Source organism: Geothrix paludis, from assembly GCF_022808815.1.
Classification (GTDB): domain Bacteria; phylum Acidobacteriota; class Holophagae; order Holophagales; family Holophagaceae; genus Geothrix; species Geothrix paludis.
The window spans coordinates 1-613 of record NZ_JAKZLC010000009.1 but is presented as its reverse complement, the minus strand read 5'-3'; the positions used below and the strand labels follow the sequence as shown (position 1 = coordinate 613).

The window sequence follows — 613 nt, the reverse complement described above, 5'->3', positions numbered from 1 at the left end:
GCCTAACGAATGAAGCTAACCGGCCCCGCCTGCACCGAGGCGTTGAGCGGAGCCGAGGAAGCGAGAAGTTGAGATAGAGCGGAAGACAATGCAGGCTGGGTCCGAGTTGAGCGGAGGGTTAGGGGCCCCGGACAAGTCGTATCGTGACTTCAGAACCTAATTGAACTGAGTATCCAAGCTGGGGCGAATCTCCACCCTTTCCGGCTTTGAGAAGACAACAAATATTCTAAATTTTCGAGCTATGGGTTCCGTTGATTCAGTCGGCGGGAACTTCAAGGTTGAGCTCCAGGATATGGCCGTGGGAGCCAAGGAAGGGTGATAGGCCGTAGATTTCAGTGAATTGGCCTTGGTGACTTTGCCAGAGGGATCAACTTCAAGAAGAACTTCTACCGGCCCAGAGAAACCTGCCATTTTTGAAAGAGTTGGGTAAAGCGGCGCACTGGGTTTCCCCATTTTCGCCCACATCTCATTTGAAATGTCTGCATATGCCTTCAGTTCTTCTGCACTTGGGCTGATTGAATTGAATTTTGCTGTTTGAGAGAAGACAGGCATTCCAATTACAACAATGGACAATGCAACCCGGTGAGCGGAAAACATCGAGGGCTCCTAACGA

The 613-nt window shown here is 50.7% G+C and carries 1 protein-coding gene; it reads right to left on the bottom strand.

The genetic code is table 11. The features are described from left to right. Positions 1-156: 156 nt before the first annotated feature. Positions 157-597, bottom strand: a complete 441-nt coding sequence (locus MLE64_RS15620) for an energy transducer TonB family protein (RefSeq protein ID WP_243319177.1) — start codon at positions 595-597, stop codon at positions 157-159. Between the last annotated feature and the right edge of the window lie 16 nt (positions 598-613).

What these genes read in the sequence shown, in the direction of transcription:
- MLE64_RS15620 (WP_243319177.1), bottom strand. Translation starts at nt 597, where the DNA reads ATGTTTTCCGCTCACCGGGTTGCATTGTCCATTGTTGTAATTGGAATG.